General features: G+C 32.7%; 16 protein-coding genes. 6 read left to right on the forward strand and 10 right to left on the reverse strand.

Annotation, left to right across the window (positions count from 1 at the left end; all coding sequences use genetic code 11):
* Positions 1-6: 6 nt before the first annotated feature.
* From R2I74_RS00415 to der, 4 genes are all read right to left on the reverse strand, one after another.
* The gene (locus tag R2I74_RS00415) at positions 7-1,068 is read right to left on the reverse strand and encodes a tetratricopeptide repeat protein (RefSeq protein ID WP_316353105.1); all 1,062 of its coding nucleotides are present in this window, start codon (positions 1,066-1,068) and stop codon (positions 7-9) included.
* A 4-nt stretch (positions 1,069-1,072) separates the two neighbouring features.
* On the reverse strand, positions 1,073-1,840 hold the full coding sequence (locus tag R2I74_RS00420) for a hypothetical protein (RefSeq protein ID WP_316353106.1): 768 nt from the start codon (positions 1,838-1,840) through the stop codon (positions 1,073-1,075).
* Positions 1,827-2,483, reverse strand: coding sequence for a uroporphyrinogen-III synthase (locus tag R2I74_RS00425; RefSeq protein WP_316353107.1), 657 nt, complete (start codon positions 2,481-2,483; stop codon positions 1,827-1,829). Before R2I74_RS00425 ends, R2I74_RS00420 begins: the two co-directional genes overlap by 14 nt.
* Positions 2,484-2,772: 289 nt before the next feature.
* Positions 2,773-4,131 (reverse strand): ribosome biogenesis GTPase Der, encoded by a 1,359-nt coding sequence (gene der / locus R2I74_RS00430; RefSeq protein ID WP_316353108.1) that lies wholly within the window; start codon positions 4,129-4,131, stop codon positions 2,773-2,775.
* 175 nt (positions 4,132-4,306) lie between these two features.
* Between der and R2I74_RS00435 the strand changes: the two genes are divergently transcribed.
* Positions 4,307-5,557, forward strand: a complete 1,251-nt coding sequence (locus tag R2I74_RS00435; protein ID WP_316353109.1) for a polyhydroxyalkanoate depolymerase — start codon at positions 4,307-4,309, stop codon at positions 5,555-5,557.
* A 712-nt stretch (positions 5,558-6,269) separates the two neighbouring features.
* Positions 6,270-6,686 carry a hypothetical protein gene (locus R2I74_RS00440; protein WP_316353111.1) on the forward strand — a complete coding sequence of 139 codons (417 nt, stop codon included), beginning with the start codon at positions 6,270-6,272 and terminating at the stop codon, positions 6,684-6,686.
* On the opposite strand, the gene R2I74_RS00445 is transcribed toward R2I74_RS00440, so the two are convergent.
* Positions 6,643-7,472 (reverse strand): IS5 family transposase gene (locus R2I74_RS00445; protein WP_316353063.1). Its coding sequence is split into 2 segments (ribosomal slippage): positions 6,643-7,082 and positions 7,082-7,472, totalling 831 coding nucleotides; the frame shifts between segments, so codons are not numbered across the junction. The genes R2I74_RS00440 and R2I74_RS00445 overlap by 44 nt on opposite strands.
* 173 nt (positions 7,473-7,645) lie before the next feature.
* Here R2I74_RS00445 and R2I74_RS00450 point away from each other — a divergent pair.
* Positions 7,646-10,420, forward strand: a complete 2,775-nt coding sequence (locus R2I74_RS00450; RefSeq protein WP_316353112.1) for a hypothetical protein — start codon at positions 7,646-7,648, stop codon at positions 10,418-10,420.
* A 19-nt stretch (positions 10,421-10,439) separates the two neighbouring features.
* On the opposite strand, the gene R2I74_RS00455 is transcribed toward R2I74_RS00450, so the two are convergent.
* Together R2I74_RS00455 and R2I74_RS00460 are read right to left on the reverse strand one after the other, a co-directional pair.
* A complete protein-coding gene (locus R2I74_RS00455; RefSeq protein WP_316355231.1) occupies positions 10,440-10,973 on the reverse strand; it encodes an IS630 family transposase in 534 nt (177 codons plus the stop codon).
* Positions 10,912-11,265: an IS630 transposase-related protein gene (locus R2I74_RS00460; protein WP_316353116.1), complete on the reverse strand. Its 354-nt coding sequence runs from the start codon at positions 11,263-11,265 to the stop codon at positions 10,912-10,914. The genes R2I74_RS00455 and R2I74_RS00460 overlap by 62 nt, the downstream gene beginning before the upstream one ends.
* A 66-nt stretch (positions 11,266-11,331) precedes the next feature.
* Here R2I74_RS00460 and R2I74_RS00465 point away from each other — a divergent pair, with 66 nt between their 5' ends.
* Positions 11,332-12,549, forward strand: coding sequence for a hypothetical protein (locus R2I74_RS00465; RefSeq protein ID WP_316353118.1), 1,218 nt, complete (start codon positions 11,332-11,334; stop codon positions 12,547-12,549).
* A gap of 552 nt (positions 12,550-13,101) precedes the next feature.
* Here R2I74_RS00465 and R2I74_RS00470 read toward each other — a convergent pair.
* Positions 13,102-13,683 carry a hypothetical protein gene (locus R2I74_RS00470; protein ID WP_316353120.1) on the reverse strand — a complete coding sequence of 194 codons (582 nt, stop codon included), beginning with the start codon at positions 13,681-13,683 and terminating at the stop codon, positions 13,102-13,104.
* A 257-nt stretch (positions 13,684-13,940) separates the two neighbouring features.
* On the opposite strand from R2I74_RS00470, the gene R2I74_RS00475 reads away from it, so the two are divergent.
* Both R2I74_RS00475 and R2I74_RS00480 read left to right on the forward strand, forming a co-directional pair.
* Complete coding sequence (locus R2I74_RS00475) at positions 13,941-14,969, forward strand: PDC sensor domain-containing protein (RefSeq protein ID WP_316353122.1); 1,029 nt, start codon at positions 13,941-13,943, stop codon at positions 14,967-14,969.
* Positions 14,941-15,597 carry a hypothetical protein gene (locus R2I74_RS00480; RefSeq protein ID WP_316353123.1) on the forward strand — a complete coding sequence of 219 codons (657 nt, stop codon included), beginning with the start codon at positions 14,941-14,943 and terminating at the stop codon, positions 15,595-15,597. Before R2I74_RS00475 ends, R2I74_RS00480 begins: the two co-directional genes overlap by 29 nt.
* 354 nt (positions 15,598-15,951) lie before the next feature.
* Here R2I74_RS00480 and R2I74_RS00485 read toward each other — a convergent pair whose 3' ends face one another.
* Together R2I74_RS00485 and R2I74_RS00490 are read right to left on the reverse strand one after the other, a co-directional pair.
* Complete coding sequence (locus R2I74_RS00485; RefSeq protein WP_316353126.1) at positions 15,952-17,739, reverse strand: ATP-binding cassette domain-containing protein; 1,788 nt, start codon at positions 17,737-17,739, stop codon at positions 15,952-15,954.
* Positions 17,740-17,773: 34 nt separating this feature from the next.
* Positions 17,774-19,960 carry a hypothetical protein gene (locus R2I74_RS00490; RefSeq protein ID WP_316353129.1) on the reverse strand — a complete coding sequence of 729 codons (2,187 nt, stop codon included), beginning with the start codon at positions 19,958-19,960 and terminating at the stop codon, positions 17,774-17,776.
* Between the last annotated feature and the right edge of the window lie 16 nt (positions 19,961-19,976).

Below are 19,976 nucleotides of genomic sequence, written 5' to 3' on the forward strand. Positions count from 1 at the left end.
CTAAACCTATGTTCGTGGATGACATTGGACACTAAGAGCTTGGATTTGTTCTGGTAAGTTAAGATAAGTAGCAATTGCTATTAATAAATGCCAATATAGCTTACGATCAATTTGATTTGATAATTCTTCGTATATGGTATCAGCTGGCATATTAGCAAATTTTATATAAATCTCTGCCATGGCAAAGGAGGGCTCGGCTGTAAATGCTGATTTTAGAATTGAAAGTTGGTTTGTTGTTTTAGGTAAGCTTGCATTTATTGTAAAATATAGATCCAGTGCTTCTAAATATGTAGGATATAGTTCAAGTGCAGATTCCAAGTAATGAACTGCTTCTTTATCTTCACCAAGTTCTAAATAATATTTGGCTGTTGTTAAATAATGTTTGGCAATTTTATTAGCAAGTGTTGTTAATCTTACAGGATTAACTCTGCTAAATTTAGCAACTGTGACTACAAATTTATTCCATAAACCAAGATTAGCATAACAGTCAATTAAGATCTCTAATACCTCACTATCAACTTCAACTAAATTAAACGCTAGAGTGGCGTATTTTTCTGCCTGTTCAAATAACTCACGTTGATGAAAAATCTGAGCAAGTCTCTTTAATGAAAAGTAATTATAATTTTTTGATGAATTTAACTGTTTAAAATACTGTATTTGCTTTTCAAAATCTTTTTCAGTTTCAGCATTGATAATGTCATATAATTCCTGATATTCTGGTTTTATTTTAGCCGGTAATTTTTTAATGATTAGCAAGCTATTTTGTTTATTCCCGAGCATCAGATAAGTCATAGCCTGCGTTAGCAGAGCTACCATCTTTTGTGCATTATTTTTATCTAGCTGTTTATTAATTAAGTATGGTATTTCAAAGAATAATGAAATTATTTTTAAGATTATTATTATTAGGCATACCGTAATAGCTATTAGTCCCAGACTAACAAAGATTGTAGTTTCAATAATATAGTCGTCATAAGCGGTGATAAGAATACGAGAATCTAGTTGTTCAAGTAATATAAAAGATAAATATAACAAAAATAATATGGTGCAAAAGCCTAAAAATCTTAGCATATGTTCATTTACCTTTATTCATTAAAATATTTTGCGACTCTTCTGAATAAATAAAATTAATAAATATCTCTAGGTTAGAAATTATTTTTGTTTTTAGGGCATCTTTATTTTTAAGCTTGTCGCTTTTTTTTGTAATTTTAATCACTCGTTCCACTACACTTGGTTTAACCGGAAAGATTTTTTCATAGTCAGTGTTGTTATTGGCTAATAAATAATTTTTATCATATTCGGTAAAATCTATAATAATGGCTTTGATTTCTGGCGGAAATTCTTGCATGTTAAGCTGGTTTAATTGTTTCAGATAAGATTTGTCCTGTAAGAAATTTGTTACCAAGTACTGGGCATTAGCTAAGTGGCGCCTGTAATTACTAAGCTCTTTTGAGTGAGATATATTTGTTGCTGTTGAGTCCAATGTTGGGTTTGGATCCAGATCTGGAGTAGGGGTGGCAGCAGCTGCATATCCTGGAATATTGTTGATTATTGATGAAATTATTGATTTTGGTTCGTTGGCAATAGTTTTCGATGATTTTATTTCTGAGGTGATAGCTGCTTGTGTCGATGTCACATTCGTATCCTTGCCTATATGCAAGATACTTCTAATTTGTGCAAGTAAACCTCCTTCTTCTGGTATTTCACTCTTAGGCTCGAGTTTTAAAAGAGAGATGCTTTTATCTAAACCTAAGGTGATTTGCTGATAATTATAGAAAGCAAACAATGCAATAATGATTATCGATAATAGTATGAGCCAAAGATAATATTTAGTTTTTATCATAATTAATTAATAAATTTATCATTTGCTGGTGCTCGGCTTGGTCTACATACACAACATTGCTGAAATATATATTTACAATATTAGCTACTTTGGCACTAATGGTAATTACTATCGTATTTTTTAATGTATTTATCAAATTATATTTAGCTAATAGTTTAATTAGGGTTTTTGCGCAGTTTTGAGAGTAGAGTAGTATATAATCAATTCCTGCTATTAGCTCGTTAAAATCTTGAGTTTTTAATGTCTCTTTATAGCTAACTTCATAAATTACTTGTCTTGTAATTGCAGTTGGTAATGAGCTAGTGATTTCGTTAGCAGATAGATAAACAGCTTTATTATATATAGTTTTAGGTAAATTATTAATTAAATCTCTAACATCATTGGCGATATATTGAATCTTTATAAAGGGCATTGATTTTAAAATGACAGCAGATGTGTGACCGACAACCCATAATTCCATATCTTTACTATAATTAGCTGATAAATTATTTAGTGCAGAATATATTAGTTTGGCTGCATGCTTACTGGTAATAATTATATTGGAATAATGGTCAAAAATAGCAACATAATCAATCGGCAAATTTTTATATGTAATTAAAGGGCATGAAATGCAGTTGAAATTATATGGTTCAAGCTGCTTCATTAGTTTCTGATTCTCATTTATACTCCTTGTTAATAAGACTCTGGATTTATATGAAGAAGTGGACATATATAGTAAGTTAAATAGCATTGAATGGTTATAAAATGGTGAGTAAAAGAAAAAAGAGTTAATATTAATCGTCACTGTAAGCAAAATTCGTCATTACGAGTGTAACGAAGCAATCCAGAAAAAATGATATCTAAATAAACTGGATTGCTTCAGTTACTAACGTGGCTCCTCACAATGACGTGTACTTACCTCTAACAAGGTTTGTGCTATGCGTGTTTCTTATTTAAGTATAAGGATTTTTAGTTTTAGTAAAAACAAAACGAATAGGTATACCAGGAAGTGAACAATATTCACGCAAGTCGTTAATTAGATATTTTTTATAACTATCAGTAATTTGATCGGGATTATTAGCAAATATTTTAAAAGTAGGTGGTCTAGTTTTGATCTGAGTCATATATTTTAACCTGAGACGCCTATTACCTACTAATGGCAGCTGGTGTTTTTCAGTCGCTTGGTTTAACCATACATTAAGTTTACCGGTAGAAATTTTGCTGTTCCAAAGCTTATATATTTTTATGCATTCAGTTAATAATAAATCAATATTTTGTTTATTAAGAGCAGAAATAAATACTGTTGGCACTCCTTTTGCTTGTGGTAAACTCTGTGCTAATTGATAATGTAATTCTTCTTTAAAAAGGATTTTATCTTTAATGAGATCCCATTTATTTACCGCAATTATCAGTCCTCTGCCTTGTTCTATTACATATGATGCAATTTTTAAATCTTGTTGTTCAAGAGGATTTCTAGCGTCGAGTATTAATATCACTGTGTTAGCAAAATTAATACTACTTATAGCGTCACTAGCTGATAGTTTTTCTAAATTATCTTTGATCACTGCACGTTTTCTTAAACCAGCTGTATCAATTAGTTTGAGCTTGGTATCTTGATACTGCCAATCAATGGCTATGGACTCTCTGGTGATGCCGGCTTCACTACCGGTAAGCATACGTTCCTGTCCTATAATTGCATTAATAAGAGTTGATTTACCTGCATTTGGTCTGCCGCTTATTACTATCTGTAAGGTATCAGATTTTAGAGGATCTTCTATGGTTGCTTCTGAGTGGTTTTTTTGGGGGTCTTTTGTTTCTTGAATAGTAATATGGTGTTGAATAGCTTCGTATAAATCCATCATGCCGATAGCGTGTTCGGCAGAGATTGCTACTATAGTACTAAAACCTAAAGTATAATATTCTGGATCAATATTAGACTGCTTCTCACATTTATTGATTATTAATATAGAATTATTTGTATATTTTCTGACAAAATTTACAAAAAATTGATCAATAGGAGTGATTTGTTCCCTGCTACTCAACATTAAGCAAGTAATATCTGCTTCCTGGAGCGCAGCAATAGTTTGCTGCATCATGCGGTGTTCAAGTTTGCCATCTTCAGATTCCTCAAGACCCGGTGTGTCGATTACCATAAATTCGAAAGGACCAATACGTGCCTCAGCATATTTACGGTCACGGGTTACTCCTGGCTGATTATGTACTATTGCTTTATTATTGATGCTTAAACGGTTGAATAAGGTAGATTTTCCAACATTTGGTCTGCCAACTAAAGCAATAATTTTTTTCTTCATTTTATTCCTCAGAATATTACTAATTTAAATAAATGATCGGTTTAAGGCTTGCGAACGAATTACCAGTTTATATAATAAAATTGTATAAACTATAGTTATTTAATAAATATTAAACCTTTTCTATGCTATAACAAAAATTGTCATACTAACATGTTTCACAAGGAGAGCTAAATATATGCATAAGTATGTTTCCGATAATTTTAATTATTTGTATTATATGGTTGAAGCATCAAGAATGCAAATGTCTCCGATACGACTTGGTGCGATGTCGTCATTACAATGGTTTGAGAATAGCCATAATCCCATATATAATACCGAATTTGCCAGAACTACTAGAGCATATCTAGAAATTGTTGAACGTATGACTAGAAAATATCAGAAGCCTGATTTTGATATTACCGAATGTAAAGTTGCTGATGAACTTTACAAAATTGAGAAACGAACAATATTAGGTAAAGCTTTTTGCAATCTGCAACATTTTGTTAAGCTTGGTTTAAAACGGCCGCAGCCAAAATTATTAATTATAGCTCCTATGGCTGGACATCATGCGACTTTGTTACGTGGCACAGTGCAGGATACATTACCACATTGTGATGTCTTTATTACCGACTGGATTGATGCTAGTCAAGTACCTTTAAGTCTTGGCGGTTTTGATATGGATGATTTTATTGATTACATCATTGATTTTATGAGAATTCTTGGTCCAGATTTACATGTAATGGCAGTATGTCAACCAACGGTTCCTCTACTTGCTGCTACTGCGATTATGTCTGCAGAACAGGATCCATTGGTGCCAAAATCGATGATTTTAATGGGTGGACCCATTGATGCCAGAAAAAACCCAACCCAAGTCAATGCATTTGCTACTGGTAGAAGTATTGAGTGGTTTGAAAATATGGTAATTACTGTTGTTCCACCCAATTATCCAGGGTATATGCGTCATGTTTATCCGGGGTTTTTACAATTAGCAGGATTTATGAGCCTTAACTTACAACGCCATGTTGATTCTCATTTTGATATGTTTAAGAACTTATTAATTGAAGAAGATGATAAAGCTGATGTGCAAAAGAAATTTTATGATGAATATTTATCAGTGATGGATCTGCCGGCAGAATTTTATTTACAAACTATTAAAGAAGTATTCCAGGAATTTTCTTTAGCTAAGGGTGAACTGGTTTCCAGGGGGCGTAAGGTGGATCTAAAATCTATCACTAATTGTGCTTTACTTGGAATTGAAGGTGAAAAGGATGATATAGCTGCAGTCGGGCAAACTAAAGCGGCTCTTAATTTATGTACCAATATACCACAAGATATGAAAAAATATCATCTACAAAAAGGAGTTGGTCATTATGGAGTATTTAGCGGTAGTAAATTTAGACAATTTATAGTCCCAGAAATTAAAGACTTCATTTATACTCGACACTGAAAACATTATGTTATACTGGTCGATTTATGCGTATTTTTAAGAATATACTTCGCTCACAAACTCATTTTGGCTGTAATTTTGTCGTTGAAACTTGTTTTCGGTTCTCACGTACTTCTATGTACGCTGCGGTTCTTGACTGCGTTTTGCCTAAAAATCCTTCATCCATTTCTGAGTTTGTGAGTGAAGTCTAATGTTCGCGGAAACCTAGGCGTCAAATTTTTCTTAACTTGACGCCTAGGTTTATGAGAACACTCTCTTTTTTCATCTTTTAGTCCTCAATATATACTGCGAGTAAATGAAAAGTTGTCATGACTCTTTGTCATTGCGAGCTTGATATATCCTCACGAATTTGAAGTGGCTAAAAAACACTCCAAAAGCCCGTCGCGGCAAAGAATGTGCGTAAGCACATGACGAAGCAATTCAGAAAAAATCATAACAGTGACACAGCTTTTACTGTGTTAATCTTTCTGAATTGCTTCGTCATAACCTAAAGGCTACTCCTCAGCTCAGACGACATATAGCGCATTTCAGCACTTTCAAATTCGTGGGGATATATCAGCTCGCGATAACATCTTTTGGTTACTACCAACTTTTCATTTACTCACAATATATACATAAATATATATTTATATACATATATTAATCCTTGTTGTTTTTAATAATTCATATTATTATATAATTATATAGTAATATTAAGATTAATAATATGATAGTGAAAAAGACCAAATTATATGATGAACTTGCATGCAGAATAAGCAATGTATACAGAATAAGCAATATGACAGAGCTGTCCCAGTTGACGGTCATGCTGCGTGGTGTTTATTCCACCAAGGGAGAAAGAAATGCAATAGTAGAAAAATTACATGTGCACAAATTACATTTAGATTTACAGTATGATGATAATAGCTTGGGAATTTCGGAAAAATTATGTGATCTATTACGGACTCTCAAGATAGAAGAGTTATCTTTATCACCACAACAACTATCGTTGCAGCATATAAAGCTTTTAATTGCTAACTTACCTAAAACAATTAAGAGTCTAAATTTTGTCGATCATCAACATAGTAATAGACCTCTTTCGAAACTCATTTACCAAGCTCCCAATTATATAAACCAGCAATTAAATTGAACCTAAGACCAAATCTTTTGCGTCTATTTCGATATTTATCAGCAATTATTTTAAAACGCTTTAACATACCGATAACATTTTCATTTAATACTCTGTCACTTGCTAAACTTCTATTATTTTTCTTATCTTCTTTAGTTAAAGCATTCTTTTTACTCTTTTTCTTTGGTAGCTCAGAATTTGTATGAATCTTCTGTAAGCCTTGATAACCAGTATCAGTAATCACTTTAACCTCAGGCAGTATATGGGTTCTTGATTCTTTAAATAATTTAAAATCATGACGCTTACCATTGGAAAAAGAAGTGCATATGACTCGTTTGCTTTTCTTATCTACTACTATTTGAGTCTTTAACGTATGTCTTTTCTTTTTACCTGAGTAATAGTATTTCTGTTTTTTTGGGGTCGCTCTATAGGGCTTTCTGTAGCATCTATTAAAACTAATTCATACTCCATACCGCTTTTAACTAGAGCCTTCTTACCTGGAAGAGCAAAATCCGGATGTTTTATTAGAGTGTCTTCAACAAAACGAATTGTTTTAAATGCACTGCTTTCGCTAACTCCATAATTCTTAGCTATATGAAAATAGGTACGGTATTCCCTTAAATATTCAAGTGTCATTAATAGGCTGTCTTCCATACTAAGACTAGCTCTTCTGCCACCTTGGTACCTCCTATTTATTTGTTTCTCTGTCTTTAAAATCCCTACCATCTTTTCAAATGTACTATTTCTTACCCCTGTTAATCTTCTAAAATGCTCTTCCGATAAAATGCTTAAATTTTTATATCTCATATAGTTCTAAATTAAGTAAATTCGACTTTATAACATATTTAGTCCAGTTTCGAAAGAGGTCTAATGAAGAGATAAAAGAATTAACTGGCATTTTAGGTGCTAAAACGCTTCCGGAACTTACTAGTCTGCGGTTAGATGATATCAATGAAATTGATATACGTAAGCAAAAGAAGTTGTTAGAAGCAATAGAGACTTGTGAGCTTCAAGAATTTAGTGATAAAACTGATCAAATATATAGATTGGCTATTTCACATGCCGCAAAAAATCCTAATACTGCAAAAAATCTTAGAGCCAAAATTCATTTCAAAACTGACGATCAGTGTAATCAAACATATGATAGCATTTTAGAAAAAATAGCTGATTTTGATATAGCTGAATTTGATGAGGTGCCTAGGGATAAAATTTTTGAAGACATTTGTAATAGTTTAATCGAGCATGGATATTTTGCATCTTTAGCTGCATTTCTTTTAGCTGAGGAAAAAAATCTTTCAGCTAAGGAAAAAACTTTGGGCAACACACTTAATTCTACTAGCCTTGTTGGATCAAGGATATTCTCTTTTCACCTATCAGAGCAAAATCAGCAAACAACGCAAATTGCGAAGATATGCTGTAAGTTAATTGAGTTAAAAAAATATGGAGTATTAATAAAGTTTATTAAAAACAATCAAATACTAGATGCAGCTGATATAAAGAATAAAATAGTAGAAGCAAGCATCAGTTTTGAAACATTATGTGCTGCATTTGAGGATAACGGGGAAGTACTTTATAAGACGTTGTCGACTTATGTGGAGCAAGTAATGGATTTTAATACTCCATTGTCAGATTTAGGTAATAATACATTATTACAACATATATTTAGATATGTTAATAATAAAGATCAATTATTAACAGTAATGCAATACTTAAAAGCTTATGAAAATATCGACTGGAATCAAAAGTTACCTTGCACTAACGGTAGCAATATTCTTGAGATAGTATCATATCATAATAATATCCAGCAGGAGGATATTATTACTACATTGCAATTTATTGCTCAAGGGTATGGAATAAAGCTTCACCTAAATAGTTTTAATTTGTTGAGTGCAGTAACAGTAAATTCAAGCAGTGATTTACGTACTGGTATTATTGAAGTCATCAAGGATATTGAAGATGTAGGACATGTAGTTAATGAGGGATTAATGGCTGCTGTCTGTGCTTACAAGCACAAGCTTTCTTTATCCGAAGTATCAAAATTGCTTGATTTCAAGCCTGTTAAAGCACTTCCTAGCAAAATATTCGAGCTTGATGATATATTATGCATAGCTCAAATTGTGGTAACAAGTAATATTCCATTAGGTCATAATAGTAAGAAAGGTAAGAAATATTATGGTAAGAACGTTGACGAAGTAAAAGAGAATTTTAAGAAATTAGCAAAACTGGGTTTTAACCAATGGCAAGATGATTTCGGTGAAGGTAAAAGATTTTTAGATATTATACTGGAACATTGTGCAAGTAGCGTTCAGCTATTATTCGTACTATCAGCTCTCAGTAAATTGCATTCTACTACGTTAGATTTTAATCAAAAGACTTGGGATCTGATATTAACAATATCATCTAAAGATCCTAGTATGCGACTAGTTAAGATAATAGAGGTATTATCCCGATTTGATAATATAAATTGGGATAAATTTGGCTATAAGTTATTCAATGATGAGTTGTTAAAGGTGCATGACCTGAGCTTTATAGAGTTGATGGACTCATTAAAGGATAATAAAGTGGACATGTTCAGAGTTGCAGAAAAAAGTGGCAGCATTTTAATGGACAGGTTGTTATCACAGATAAAAACTACCGAAGAATTAACAAAATTGATCTCTGTATTAACAGAATGTAATGTTGACCTTGATAATTTAGGAATAGAGGTATACAAAATAGCAGAAGACGGCAGCACTTTAATCAGTAGGTTATTATCACAGATAAAAACTACCAAAAAATTAATAGAATTAATGTCTGTATTAACAGAATATAATGTTGACCTCGATCATTTAGAAATAGAGATATACAAAATAGCAGAAGACAAAAGCACTTTAATGGGCAGGTTATTATCACAGGTAAAAACTACCGAAGAATTAATAGAATTAATGTCTGTATTAATAGAGCGATTTAAGATTGACCTTAACCATAAAATTGGGATTAATGAAGATCATATCATAAGCTTAATACCACTACCACTAAAGCTTGGAGAATTAGTGCCGATACTAAATAACTTTGGAATAACAATAAAAGATGATGATTGGTTATCTACTAATAAAGATGGTGTATCTTTATTAGCAAAGATACTGCAAAATAGCAAAGATAATCTGGTCAATAACTACAATTATTTAGTAGAATTATTACCGGTAAAGATTTGGACGCAGCCGTTAGATAAAGACAAAAATACTTTGCCATTCATTCTAGTTAAAATTGGTGGTATGAGTCAAATATGCAAATTATTTAAATTTGCAAATGAGCAGAAGACACCCAATCCAATATGGCATATTAATTATAAAAATCGGCTAGGGGAAACGGTTATGGACCTAGTGGCGGAGGAATATACTAGTGAGTTACGGGTACTCGACCATATTATGGTTCCAAGACATATTCATACTATTAAGCTGATTAAAGATTTACGTACTTTTGGTTCGGATGAGCCAAGAAATATTATTTCAACTGGAAAAGTTAATAAGTTAGATCTCACGAGTAATGGCTTTGAATCGCCAGCTAATAAGCTCAATGCGTATCTCATATTACAGTTATTATACCAGAAATGCCCTTTCTCTGTAGATAAAGATCAAGCTGAGGTTGAGATAGATCAAGAAATAAACTATTTTAAAGATAAATATTTGAGCAATGATAAAGAGTTCCACTGTTGGAGAAATACTCTATGGGATACTACCAGGATATTATCTCTCTCAAATATAATAGATATATAGCTAAACCCCTATAAAACGGTTATAACATGTACTTTTCAAACAGAGTGTCTACGTCACAGCGATATTTCCTTCTTCTAGATTTAGCTTGAGCCCATTTTGGTTCAATAGGATTCAAATCAGGAGAATAAGGCGGTAAGTACTCCAATATATGACCAGCTTTTTCTATCATAGTTTTTAAATACGGACTTTTATGGAAACTTGCATTGTCTGTCACAACCACGGAATTATTAGGTAATTTCGGTATTAAATCTTGTTCTACCCAGCTGTTAAAAATAACTGTATTAACATTGCCGTCAAAAATTGACACGGTTAGCAGCGATTTACCTACTAATGCCCCTATAACATTAGTTCTTTTTGACGGATGCCAATCATGAACACCATAACACCTCTTGCCTTTTGCCGAATATCCGTGAGTTCTAGGCGCGCTATGGACAAACCCGCTCTCATCGGTAAAGACAATAACTTTTTCCTCTGCCTCGTACTTTTTTATCTTATTCTGAAATTCTAACCTCTCTTCTTCTTTTGCCTTCGGATGTTTTAAAGCTTTTTTTATACGTAATGTTCAACTTCTTTAATGCTTTTTGTATTCCAGATTTACTCACTCCTAACCGCTCAGCTCTTTCATATTGATACGCGTCACTATATTGCACCACGTCTTCTCTCAATTTATCAATCGGTATTTTTTTCGAAGCTCTATTCCTATTCTTTAGAGGAGATATTTTTTTAGTCCATACAAATACCGTGTTTTTTCCTACTCCAAAACGTTTTGATATTGATTCAAAACTCATCTTCTCTTTTTCTTTGATAGCCAGTACTTTCTTTCTAAAATCTATCGAATATGTCATAACAATTATTTTAATTATACCCTTTGATTATAACCGTTTTATAGAGGTTTAGCTATATTATCAGAGATGAGGGATGAAAACCAATTTATAGCTGTGCATTGGGACTTTAAAAAAGTACTAGCTGCAATAATATACGTGCTTCGCCATAGCAATAGTGAGGAGACGAGTGCCTATTATTTTGCTGTTTGTTTACAAGAATTACGTATGTGTTCTTTTGGGAAATTAGTTAATCTGCTTTCTATAGTACAAGATCTACTTATTGACGAAAAACAATTCAACTATGAACAGCAAGAATTTTCAAGCTTTTCACCTGTTCTAGATAAAATGATTGAGGAAATAAAATCCAGGCTTGGAAAAGAGCAAGCGCCATCAGCATTAACTGAATGGTTTTTAGATATATCTCGAAGTCATTTTCCTGAAAACTGGACAAGATATACTTTAAAAATCCAAGGGATAATTAATGAAGTGTTTGCTGCAACAGGAGATTACTTTGACAGTAATAATTTCTTTGAATTAAGAAAATACATTATAATGCCCTTAATTGAAAAGCTAATACATACAGAGAAAGTGGAGGTTGACGATCAGCATATTATACAGAAATGGTATGATATATTAAAAGACGGTATAGTCCAGAAAGTGGAAGCATTCTTTAATAAGATAAAAGATACTAATATTGATGACATAGAAAATTTATTTACAGATATATTTGACCATTCTGACGAGCTTTATGGTGATTTTACGTTTATAAACGCAAAAATGATACGACATCATTATGTGCAGATGCAAAAAAACCAAGGGGCAGGTGGAGAAAAAGCCTACAAATTTTTAGAACAGTTAATACTTAATACTAATCTTAATGCAGCAAGCATAGATTATATAAAAGGAGAGCTTAATATAAAATTGTTTGAGCAATTAAAGAACACTCCTGAACAATGTAGCAAAATAATTGATGACTTTGTTGAAAAATTTGAAAAGCACTCAGAATTTAAAAATAAAATCATTGATTTCAGCTTAATCTCTGCAACACAAATAATAGAATTATTACAAGTAGCTACAGGAGAATTAATTAACCTATTAGTTAATAATGAACATATACTAATAAATTGGCTTGCTGTCACTAATACAGATAACACTCCGTTGTGTGAATTAGCGCAGATGAAAGACGGCTGTTATCAATCACAAGCTATGGAGTTATATGATGCTCATCCTGAATGGAGTAATTTAGTTCATGAGAATTGGATTGTTGAACTTAGTGGTGCAGGGAATGAATCAGTCTTGGACTGAAAACATTTTACTTGAAGAAGCCGTTGTTGCTCGCAGGTCAATTCAAAACAAACTTCTATGTACGCTGTGGTTGTGAGCGTCCACGGATTAAAAAATCGTCTGAGCTGAGGAGTGAAACGACGAAGCAATCCAGTTGAAATCAATGTTTTTTAGCTATTTTCTAGATTGCTTCGTCGTTTCACTCCTCAGCTCAGACGGTAGTTGTAGCTTTAGCCGCTGACTTGCGTTCAATCTTAAAAACCAGTGAACAACGCTTACCTGTGGTTACCAGCCTTGCAGTGCAGAAGGAGTCTTCAAGTAAAACTTCGTCTACCAACTTTTCATTTACTGCAGTATACTGGTCAATAAATTGTCTCATAATAATAATGTTTCAGTGTAAAAATCAAGTAGTGTGTTGTCGTCAACTAGAGACCTTCGGTGCCCATATACTTAGGTACATGAGCACCACAAGTTTGATGACTACTAGCACTTCTTGATTTTGACCTTCGTCTAGTAGAGCTTCACTTCAGTATAGTTCATAGAGCTATCCTTAGCTGAAAGGACTTAAGTAAATTAAGCTTCATCCAAGCTAGAATGATCTCCTGCAATTTTTAAATTATCAGTGTGATGATGGTGATGATGACTGTCATCAAGCGCTAATTTTGTTAGTTCTAGCACTACATCTCTATGGTCTGCGACATCATGGGTTTTGCTGTGAGTGTGTTGACTAAACATGCCTGGAATCAACAATTCATTGCCACTACCACCTTGTTTTGCTTCTAACTCTTGTTTAGGAGTATTGTCTTTTGTTGTTGGTGTAAGCGCTGTTTTTTGCTCACCGTTACCCCCTTGTTTTTTCATGTACTCTTGAAATTTTAAATCTTGTGTATCAGAAAAATTAAAAGTAATAGTAGTTTTGTCGTGCGTTACTTTTCCTTTGTGGTGGTGGTGGTCATCTTTGTGTTCAGGATTTGTTAATTTATTATCAAGTTCTACGCTTGGACGTTGTTCTACATCTACTTCCTTAGTAATCACTAAACCAGCTTCTTGTGTTGTTCTTGATCGTATAGTAACCACATGATATACACATGTGCTTATCGAAGTTAAAAATGAGATTATACCGGTTATTAAAGCAACTGTAATGACGGGATCCATAATCGCCTCTTAATTTTGGTTAATTGAGAAAGTAGATAGAAATAATACTTCCTCAATAATAATTATGAGGCATAAACATTAATTATAAGTTAATAAATTAACGATTCGTGCTGATTTATAATTATAATTACAAAATGCCAAAAATTGTATTTTAATTAATTATATTGACAATGGTTAATATAAAAGTTATACATAAGAATACATTGTTAATCTGTAATATAGTCTTTTAAAGAAACAATTAGTCACAAAGTAGCAGAGTGTTTCGTAAACTAAGTACCACCATATCTTTTTCAGAGCGGCTAATATTATTAGCACCATGGATATGTATCTTACTGATAGGAATATTAGCAATCATTTTCTTTGGAACGCGTGTTGGTGCCAGTAAATTTTTAACCCAGGTACATAATCAAAAATTAGCTATTAGTCTTGACCTGGATCAGTTACCCGATCGTTATTCCAACTACTTGCGGTCTACAAAAAATGCCATCGAGAATATAGAGTTAGATGAAAAAAAATTAGCTGCTTTTTTTGTATCAAACAAAGCATTACTATTAGATCAGGCTAATATAACAACCATTTCAGTTACTGATAAGAATTTTAACGTTATTTATTATAATAAATTTTTATATCCTGAATATTCTAATGGCAATTTACTTGATAGAGATTATCAACAACAAATACAAACCTCTGCTGGAGAAATTATTGTTGCTAATAGTATAGCTGGAATTTTGGTTAGAAAACCTATTATTGATTTGGCTATTAGCTTACAAGATAAAAATACCGGTAATTTTATTGGTGCACTAATTGTTAGTATACCATTAACTCACTTAACTCAATTGAGTCAAACTTTTTCGAAATATTATTTACAGCATATTGATTTTGTTGATAGTAAACTTATAAAAGAAGGTGTCAGCATATATGAAGAGCTGGATAATCATCCAGTTCAGTTCTTTTTAACAAAAATATTATTTAATTTAGATAAAACTTACATAGTAGCCTTGGATAATGTTTTTAAAGATAGCACAATTTTATTAACTTATGATTTATCATTGATCAGAAAAAATTTCTTTTATAGATATTTTATAGTGTACTTTATTCTATTAATTGCCATATTGTTAATAACCTGGATTTTATTCAATTATTATATATTAAGACCGCTGTTACCGATCATCTCTTCTCAAAATAATTTGATAATTCCAGGAAGCAAAAATATATTCGCCAAGATACAAGATACAAGAGATAAATACTATTTATCATTTGTTGCAGGAAAAATCTCTAGAATATAAACAATATAATGAGAAATTCATTGCTGTAATAGGCTGTTTTAGTTTTATAGCTAGTCAGATTAATAATAAAGCAGAAATATTAACTGAGGATATAGAAGACATAGTGCTGGCTAATCCTTTATATGACCAATTTCAGGATTGGTACAAAGATACATTAAGAAATATTTATCAGGTTTCGTTAAATAATCGTGAAGAAATGACTGAGATCATGGAGGTAATGACACTCACTATACAAGAAGTATCTCATAACGCAAGAGAATCAGTAGATATAATCCAAATGTTAACTTCAGAACTAAATATTGAGGCGGAGTTAATCATAATAGATAATAATGTGAAATACGAAACATTTTCTGGTATGTTTTTTAAAAAATTGTTGATTCAATCATTACATAGCGCAATTCTCTACGCTAAAGATTGTGGAAATATTATACAGGTGTTATTAACTCAGAATGAATTAATTTATAGTATAAATTTTGTATGCTCACGTTATGATGTTGATGTTCATGGTCAAGAACTTGATTTAATGAAATGTAGAGCTTGGGCACTGGTTAATTGTGCTTCTATAGATGTACATTATACTTCAAATATTATGGCACTTTCTTTTCAGGTTCACAAAATTTTATTTTAGGCTTACATAGCGTAAATGAAAATAGTTTTACTTGAAGAATTGGCGTTGTCTGCCTTGCGATCTGTGGTGCTCCGTATAATATACGCTCTACTCCTCGACTTGGCGCTTCGAGCGGGATCTTCAAGTAAAACGAGTGTACCTCTTATTTGTCGTTAACTAATAAAGGATATAACTTACCTTGATTTATGGTAAATGCCTGTGCAAACATTGATGCAAATCTTTTGCGATTACTAAAAACACAAAGACCGATATTTTTCTGTTTAGTATAATCTATTATTTGTTTTAGTACTTGTGCACCACTCTCATCATCTAGGTAATCAAAAGGTTCATCAATAATTATAAAATCAGTATTAACTAGAATATCCTCGATAGCATAAATTTTTTACTCTCGCCGGATGAAAAAGGTACTTTTTCAAAATTTATAATTTCTTGCGCTAATCCATGTTCAATTTTATTTACTTTTTCTAATAAGCCAACTTTATTCAAAGCATCCGTAATATCAAGATGAGTTACTGATTGGTTATCCAATTTTAAATTATCCAGAATTGTTCCAGTAAAAAATCGTGCTGTTGCTGGAGAAAAATGTATTTTTGATCTAATATCACTTTGACCAAAATTAGCTAATTCTAGATTGTTAATTTCTATTGAACCTTGATGTATTGTCTGTAGTCCAGCAAGGGCATTAAACAATGTAGATTTTCCTGATCCCGGTTTACCATAGATAAAACTATTGTTTTGGCGATCTAAGGTAACATTTAAGTTATCCAATACCATTTCTCTTGAATTGAAACTTATCGATACCGATTTTACGGTAATATTATCTACTCTTTCAAGTGGTAAGCTGGTGGTATGTTCTAATGGTAATTTAGAAAAATTTTCTAAATTAGAAAATAGCATTTTTAATCGATAAAAATTAAATAATAGGCCGGTAATTTTTGATGTTGAAACAGCTCTTGAAGTAAACATGGAGCAGGCGGCTAATTGTCCAATAGTCAGAGTACCTTCAAGAATTTGTACAGCTCCGATTGATACCACAGCGATTAAAGATCCAAACATTATTAAGGTTGAAACATGATTAATACAAGCAAAAATTGTGTTATAATGTAGCCGGTTAGTACCTTTAACCTCTGCTTTTATTTCTTTATTACAAAAATAATTCTCCATATTTGCTAACTTAATAAAGTTGATAGATTGCATTATTTCTGTTTGGATGTGTTTTTTTTCAAAGGTTTTTTCGGTAGAAAGGTGGACAAAGTTTTTTATTGTTGATTGATAAAATAAATTAATTATCACTACAATTGATATAGCTATAATCGTTACATACACCAGATTACCACCGATAAAATAGATCATGAAGATAAACAGCAACATAAAGGGTACGTCAATTACGGCTATTATATGTAATAATCCCATAAACCTAGTCAAGGATTGGCCATCGCTAATAACTTGCGACAAAAATGAATTAACTTCTGGCGTACTACTTGCCTTGACATGTATTAGTCTATTGGTAAAAAATTCATCTACTTGTTCCTCCAACTCTTCAATATTTTCACCTATAAGAAAAGTTAGAGCTGCTCGATTAATAAACCAAATTAATAAAAATACGATTGCAACGAAAAGTAACCATACTAAATTGCTGATAAAGCCATTAGGTAGTACTTTATCAAATACATTCATGTCAAAAAGAGGTACGATAAAGGCAAGGAGGTTGGTGATCAGACCACCAATGAAAATATATACCCCATTTTTGCTAAATAATTGGCGTATAAACCAATTAAAAGTAATTTGCTCTGGTAATGTTGTTATGTGTGCGTGTGCTTGTTTTTGAGGGCAGAAGGTCAGTGTGAATAGTAGTATATTTTTATTATTAATAGTTAGTATGTCGTTATAGTTACAGATCCTTGATTCAGCATTATCTACTGTATTATAAAGTAAATAACTTTCGTTTTCCTGAGCTACGATATCTTTGATATTAGTAATTTCTGTAATATTAAAATGTAAACTTGCTAATCTTAATTTTAATTCTTCCAGGCTAATATCTTCAGCTGATAATTTTTTTTTGATATACTCAACACCATGATTATCTAAATCATATTGTTGTTTTAATTGTGTTATAATATTAAAAAATACTTCCTTGTTCACATTATCTTCCTTATTCATTAGTTATTAAAGATGATTAGTGGTGATCATCGATAAAATTTGCATCTCCATCAGCTCCATCGTCTATTATTGGAGTAATATGATCTTCTATTGGTGTTATCAAGTCTTCTTGCGGTATAAAATCGATAGAAGAAATATCATTTTGATGAATATTGTTAGAAAAATTATCTAGCGTTACCCGAATTGAAGATAGATTTATTGTGCTAATATCTGTGATAGGTGAGGTAAATACTATCGTATGTGAGCTCTCTCCTGCCTGGAATATAATTTGTCCATTATTTAGCTCGGTATCACCGGAATATATCTGATAATTCATTGATGCCTCACCAGAATTATTAGTAATTGTCTGATTAAGCGTGACCATAAATTCTAACTGCATGTTGCCATTATCTATTGATTGTGAATATATATTGGCAGTGTGACCTGGATCTATCGGGAATCCTGTTACCTCAATATCTCCGGTGGCAGTTATATGATATGCATCACCATATGGAGCCTCATTGGGAAATGATATTGATTGTACAGCTGCTTCTTCTGGCATATAAAACACCCCTAGCGCAATAATATAATCACCTGCTGCTAAATCTCCTAAATGTAGAAAAGAATCTAAGCCAGTAGTAGAATTATCATGACCAAAACCACCATCATCATTAAAGCCTACCTGAGTTCCAAATGTGCCATCAGCTGTTTGTTCAAAAACTCGTAAATATGTATCCCAACTATTATTGAAATTGGAACTAACGTCTAAAGTTAGATCGCCGCCATTATGATGTATATGCCATTGATCTACTGAAGAATATCCATTTTCATTAATGATGGTGCCAGCAAGTACTATCCCTGTAGTTACCGGTTCAGTTAGTGATACTGTAGCATCCGATAACTCAATTTCCAATGGTCTGAACACTCCAATTTGAGCTAAGCTGGATACTATATCATCATTGTGCAATTCATTAACATTAATTGATATATCACCTGCTACTAGAGTTTCGATATTTTCTCTGTTTAAATTTATGCTCCAATTACCATTATCTTCTACATTTACGATAGTAGTAACATTATTACCTAAATTATCAACTAGTCTAAGTTCAACATTATTATTCGCTGAAGCAGTGCCGGACAGGGTTAATAGTTCATTATACCCTATGTTATCCCAAGTTAAATTGTAAATAGTCAAAGGGATAGTGTTATCTGGAGGTGTAACATCCGGAGGTGTAACATCCGGAGGTGTAACATCCGGAGGTGTAACATCCGGAGGTGTAACATCTGGAGGTGTAACATCTGGAGGTGTAACATCTGGAGGTGTAACATCTGGAGGTGTAACATCTGGAGGTGTAACATCTGGAGGTGTAACATCTGGAGGTGTAACATCTGGAGGTGTAACATCTGGAGGTGTAACATCTGGAGGTGTAACATCTGGAGGTGTAACATCTGGAGGTGTAACATCTGGAGGTGTAACATCTGGAGGTGTAACATCTGGAGGTGTAACATCTGGAGGTGTAACATCTGGAGGTGTAACATCTGGAGGTGTAACATCTGGAGGTGTAACATCTGGAGGTGTAACATCTGGAGGTGTAACATCTGGAGGTGTGACATCTGGAGGTGTAACATCTGGAATAATTAGTATGGGATTGTCATTGCTATTCGTATTGGCAAGATTTACTGAAGTAGCAGCTGTACTATTTGTATCTTGGATAGATGAATTCGTCTGAGTTATACTATTAACAATATTACTGGTACTGGCACTAGAAAATGTAGATGAAGATGATTCAGAAGTTGCAGCAGCTGCTTGAGTAGACTCAGTGTGATTTTGAGCTTCTTGTTGTTCTTGGCTATCAGATACCACTGAATGATTTTCATTTGGTGCTGCTTCAGAAGTAGAGCTTTCTGAGGCTGTTGATGTTTGTACTTCCTGTTTCACTGTAATATCATTACCAGCCTGCACATTATTAACTTTGCTGAATTCATTGTTGGCATTGCCAGCTGAATTTAAAATTTTGCTATTATTTTCTGTATTACCTTGATCAGCATCGGTATTATATTCGGTTTCGGTGGAGGTATTGGCAGCATTTGTTGATAGTAACTTAGTTGTTTCTTCTTTAGTTTCAGTTGATTCTTGTACCAAGCTATTCATAGCTGAGGTTACAGTAGAAGTATTAATAGTTGTGCGCATAGCTTCTGTGTCATTACCAGTTTTTTTTGACACTTTAACTTCTCCACAT

This window comes from Candidatus Trichorickettsia mobilis, assembly GCF_963422225.1.
In the GTDB taxonomy this organism is placed as follows: Bacteria; Pseudomonadota; Alphaproteobacteria; order Rickettsiales; family Rickettsiaceae; genus Trichorickettsia; species Trichorickettsia mobilis_B.

Excerpts from the sequence above, each read along its gene's own strand:
- R2I74_RS00420 (WP_316353106.1), bottom strand. The coding sequence starts at position 1,840 with ATGATAAAAACTAAATATTATCTTTGGCTCATACTATTATCGATAATC.
- R2I74_RS00470 (WP_316353120.1), bottom strand. The coding sequence starts at position 13,683 with ATGGATCCCGTCATTACAGTTGCTTTAATAACCGGTATAATCTCATTT.
- R2I74_RS00465 (WP_316353118.1), top strand. The coding sequence starts at position 11,332 with ATGAGGGATGAAAACCAATTTATAGCTGTGCATTGGGACTTTAAAAAA.
- R2I74_RS00460 (WP_316353116.1), bottom strand. The coding sequence starts at position 11,265 with ATGACATATTCGATAGATTTTAGAAAGAAAGTACTGGCTATCAAAGAA.
- R2I74_RS00415 (WP_316353105.1), bottom strand. The coding sequence starts at position 1,068 with ATGCTAAGATTTTTAGGCTTTTGCACCATATTATTTTTGTTATATTTA.
- R2I74_RS00425 (WP_316353107.1), bottom strand. The coding sequence starts at position 2,483 with ATGAAGCAGCTTGAACCATATAATTTCAACTGCATTTCATGCCCTTTA.
- der (WP_316353108.1), bottom strand. The coding sequence starts at position 4,131 with ATGAAGAAAAAAATTATTGCTTTAGTTGGCAGACCAAATGTTGGAAAA.
- R2I74_RS00435 (WP_316353109.1), top strand. The coding sequence starts at position 4,307 with ATGCATAAGTATGTTTCCGATAATTTTAATTATTTGTATTATATGGTT.